Genomic DNA, 3,969 nt, shown 5'->3' with positions numbered 1-3,969 from the left:
TCATCTACTATATCTACGCTAGCATCTATTTCTCAAAGCACGGCGTATTGAGCCCCGAGCAAAATTTAAAGCAAAGCGATCAGTGCACGGCGTGCGGCAAAAATTTTGGCGCCGCAGCGGACGCAAGCGGCGCAGAAAGCGTAAAACAGAGCGCTAAATTTAACACCTTCGACGTCATAGTGCCTAGCGGGAATTTCGGCAACGCGCTGGGAGCGTATTTCGCAAAAAAAATGGGCGCAAAGATCGGTAAAATCAAGATCGCTTCAAACGCGAACAATATCCTGACCGAGCTTTTTACGCGCGGCATCTACGATCTGCGAAAGCGCGAGCTCATCCGCACGATCAGCCCCGCGATGGATATTTTGATTAGCTCCAACGTCGAGCGGCTGCTTAGCGATATATTCGGCGATGCGCGCACGAGCGAGCTGATGCAAAGTCTGGCGCGAGATAAATTTTATAAGCTTAGCGCGAGCGAGCTTGCAAAGCTGCGCGAGGTCTTCGAGGCGGATTTTTGCGACGATGCGCAGTGCGCTAAGTTTATCAAGCAAGAAAGTGAGCACGGCGTGCTGATCGATCCGCACACGGCGACCTGCTTCAAGCTGCTTGACGAAAGTCGCCTAAATCTAGTCATCTCGACCGCGAAGTGGATTAAATTTACGCCGTCGATGATCGGCGCGATTAAAGGCAGGGCTTGCGAGGACGAGCGAGCCGATATGATCGCGCTTTCGAAGGAATTTCGCAGCGACATTCCGCCGCAGATCTCGCGCCTTTTTAGCGCGCCGCAGGTACACTCCAGCGTCGTGGAACAAAGCGAGATCAAAAACGCCATAATGGAGTGGATCAAAAAATGATAGTAATCCCCGCGCGCCTTGCTTCGACGCGCTTTAAAAATAAAATTTTATGTGAGTTTGACGGCGTGCCGATGTTTATCAAAACGGCTCAAAATGCCGCCAAGGCAGACCGCGTGCTAATCGCCGTGGATGAGCCGCAAATTTTAAAGATCGCGCAAGATTACGGCTTTGACGCCGTCCTCACCGCGCGCGAGCATCAAAGCGGCACCGATCGCATCGCTGAAGCGGTCGCGAACGCAGCGCTTGCGGAGGATGAGATCGTCATCAATATCCAAGCCGACGAGCCCTTCTTCGAGAGCGAAAATTTGATTAAATTTAAAGATTTCGCCAACGCCATGATCGCGCAAAAGGGCGCATTTATGGCGAGCTGCTACAAATATATAAGCCCTCAGGCGGCAGAGGATCCGAATTTAGTCAAGCTAGTGCTCGATAATGCGGGCTTTGCGATCTATTTTTCGCGCTCGCTCATCCCCTACCCGCGCGCGGCATGCGAATGCTACCTCGGACACATCGGCATCTACGCATACAGCGTACAAAATTTAAAGCGGTTTTGCGCCCTGCCCGCCTCGGTGCTGGAAGATACCGAGAAGCTCGAGCAGCTTCGCGCCATAAGCGCCGGCGAGAAGATCGCGATGCTTGAAATAAAAACCGCGAGCATCGGCATCGACACGCCGGCTGATTACGAGCGCGCGCTAAAGGAATTCGGCAATGGAAATTGATCGCGCCTTTTTAAACACGAAATTTAAAGCGAGCAGGCTACGCGACATAAAATTTAACTATAACGAGCCGCGCGGCGCGGAATTTGGGATGCAGGGGCTCGCCGCTGAGTGTAAAATTCTAGCAGCGCATGGAATTTTAGCGGTGCGCGGAATTTTAAAATTTAAAGATGCGAGCGCAAGATGAACTACGATGAATACAGATCCGCAGTAGATACGCTAAATGCGTGGGCGCGGGCATATTACACCGACGATAAGCCAATCGCGAGCGACGAGGAGTATGACGAGCTTTATTCGAAAGCAGAGAAATTCGAGGAGCAAAATCCCGCGCTAGCACTGCCATACTCGCCTACACGGCGCATCGGAGGCGCGATCAGCGAGGGCTTTTCCAAACTCGCTCACGGCGCGCAGATGTGGTCGATGGAGGATATTTTCGACGACGCGGACCTTTTGGCGTGGCTAGCTCGCGGCGAAAAGAGCGGCGCGCAGTTTTACGTCGAGCCGAAATTTGACGGCGCGAGCCTAAATTTAACCTACGAAGGCGGCGTGCTGATAAGCGCGGCGACGCGCGGCGACGGGCTCATAGGCGAGGACGTGACGCAAAACGCAAGAGCGATCAAATCGGTGCCGCTTCAGATCCCCTACGCGCAAAGGATCGAGATCCGCGGCGAGACGCTGATCGCAAAGAGCGATTTTGACGCGCTAAACGACGAGCGCGCCGCAAACGGCGAGAGCCTGTTTTCAAACCCGCGCAACGCCGCCGCAGGCAGCCTAAGGCAGCTAGATAGCGCGATCGTAGCGAAGCGGAAGCTAAAATTTATCCCGTGGGGGGTGGGCGAGCATTCGCTAAGCTTTGCGCTGCACTCGCAGATAATGGAGTTTGTGCGCAGTCTCGGCTTTTTGCGCGACGAGTTTTGCCGCATCTGCAAGAGCGCGAGCGAGATCAGGAGTGCGTACGAGGCGCTGCATAGCATGCGTGCGAGCAAAGACCTGATGCTAGACGGCATGGTAATCCGAGTAAATGAGCTTTCAAAGTGCGCACAGATGGGCTATACGGTGAAATTTCCGCGCTTTATGGTCGCGTATAAATTCCCCGCGGTCGAAAAGGTAACGCGGCTGCGCGAGATCAATCTGCAGGTCGGCCGCACCGGCGCGGTAACCCCCGTAGCCGTCGTAGATAGCGTAAATATCGACGGCGCGAACGTTTCAAACGCGACGCTTCATAATTTCGACGAGATCGCGCGACTTGGGCTGATGAAAAACGATTTCGTGGGCATCATCCGCAGCGGCGACGTGATCCCGAAGATCACGAGCGTTTACAAACAGCGCAGAGACGGCACGCAGAGCGAAATTTCGCGCCCGGGTCGCTGCCCGGTTTGCGGCGAGAAATTGCTTGACGAAGGCGCGCTCATAAAGTGCCAAAACCTCGATTGCAAGGCGCGTGTGATAGGCTCGCTGATCTATTTCTGCTCCAAAAAATGCATGAATATCGAAGGGCTAAGCGACGCGACGATTACGCAGCTTTTTGAAAGCGGCAAAATTTCAAAGATCGGCGATATTTACGCCCTCGGCGCGCAGGATTTGGCGGATCTTGAGGGCTTTGCGGATAAAAAAATTTCAAATCTTTTGGGCGCGATAAACGCGAGCAAAAACGCGCCGCTTGAGCGCTTCATCGCTTCTTTGGGGATCGAGCACATCGGCGAGGTGGCCGCGCGCAAGATCGCCGCGGCATTCGGGCAGGATTGGCTGAATGCGAGCGAGGATGAAATTCTGCGGCTGGAGGGCTTTGGAGAGGCGATGGCAAGGAGCCTAGCGGAGTTTTGCAAGATAAATCGCGAAAAAATTCTAAATCTAAGCGAAATCATCACGCCTCGCGCGCCCCAGATGCAGACCGCCAAAAGCGCCTTCACGGACCGCAGCGTCGTCATCACCGGCACTCTCAGCCGTCCGCGCGACGAGTTTAAGGCTAGGCTTTTGGCGATGGGCGCGAAGGTGCAGGGCTCGGTATCTGCCAAGACTGACTTCGTGCTCGCAGGCGCAGAAGCGGGCTCCAAGCTACAAAAAGCTCGCTCGCTTGGCGTGCGGGTGATCGACGAGAGCGAGTTTGAAGCGATTGCGAGCCTGGCGACGCCCGGCGTAAATTCACCTGGCAAAAGCGAGCCCGAAGCGCTTGCGGAGGGCGGCGAGTGAAGGTTTTTTGCTTGGCGCCAAACCCGCACGCAAACGGCGCGGGGTTAAATTTCAAAAGCAACCTTCATCCTGCGGCGCTTATATCTTTTACAAGGCGCGAGAATTTTAAAAATTTTGTAGCGCACGAGCAAGCGGCAAGAGCAAAAGCGATAAATCGAGCGGTCGATGTAAGATCGCTGGGCTTCAAGGCATGTGCAAAAGCGGCAAACCGA

The 3,969-nt window shown here is 54.4% G+C and carries 4 protein-coding genes and 1 pseudogene; all 5 read left to right on the top strand.

Annotated elements, in window-relative coordinates:
- A pseudogene (locus Q0256_RS02195) lies at positions 1–851 on the top strand (threonine synthase); the annotation flags it as partial.
- Entirely contained in the window at positions 848–1,570 is a 723-nt protein-coding gene (gene kdsB, locus Q0256_RS02190; protein WP_297959647.1) for a 3-deoxy-manno-octulosonate cytidylyltransferase, read from the top strand. The pseudogene Q0256_RS02195 and the gene kdsB, both read left to right, overlap by 4 nt.
- Entirely contained in the window at positions 1,560–1,754 is a 195-nt protein-coding gene (locus tag Q0256_RS02185; RefSeq protein ID WP_297959645.1) for a hypothetical protein, read from the top strand. Before kdsB ends, Q0256_RS02185 begins: the two co-directional genes overlap by 11 nt.
- The gene (gene ligA / locus Q0256_RS02180) at positions 1,751–3,757 is read left to right on the top strand and encodes an NAD-dependent DNA ligase LigA (RefSeq protein ID WP_297959643.1); all 2,007 of its coding nucleotides are present in this window, start codon (positions 1,751–1,753) and stop codon (positions 3,755–3,757) included. The genes Q0256_RS02185 and ligA overlap by 4 nt, the downstream gene beginning before the upstream one ends.
- On the top strand, positions 3,754–3,969 hold a 216-nt coding region (locus tag Q0256_RS02175), incomplete at its 3' end, for a hypothetical protein (RefSeq protein WP_297959641.1). The genes ligA and Q0256_RS02175, both read left to right, overlap by 4 nt.

The sequence above is a fragment of the uncultured Campylobacter sp. genome (assembly GCF_937949835.1).
In the GTDB taxonomy this organism is placed as follows: Bacteria; Campylobacterota; Campylobacteria; order Campylobacterales; family Campylobacteraceae; genus Campylobacter_B.
The sequence above is the reverse complement of the archived record's forward strand: the minus strand, read 5'-3'. Positions and strand labels throughout refer to the sequence as shown.